The following is a 267-nucleotide window of genomic DNA, read 5'->3' on the forward strand; positions in this document are numbered from 1 at the left end:
TCCTTTATAGTTGTTTCTATGTCTATGCTCTTAACTGTAGGGTCCTTTTCAACTATAGTAAGGTCATCTCTATACAAAGTTATATCAACATATCCAACGTCTACTTTACTACCTTCAATGCCTTCAATATGTTCTGCTATTCTCTGTGCTAATGGATATCCCCTTCTTTTTATACCAATAAGGACTATATCTTCTATTCCTTTATTTCTTTCAATTATTTCATGAGAAATTCTAATCAATGTTCTTTTTATAGCTTTATCATCTAAT

1 protein-coding gene is annotated in these 267 nt (G+C 30.3%); it reads right to left on the minus strand.

Annotated elements, in window-relative coordinates:
• On the minus strand, window positions 1–267 hold a 267-nt coding region (locus tag NG904_RS17015), incomplete at both ends, for a phosphoribosyltransferase family protein (protein WP_286674383.1).

The organism is Clostridium sp. ZBS15 (genome assembly GCF_023845705.1).
In the GTDB taxonomy this organism is placed as follows: domain Bacteria; phylum Bacillota; class Clostridia; order Clostridiales; family Clostridiaceae; genus Clostridium; species Clostridium aquiflavi.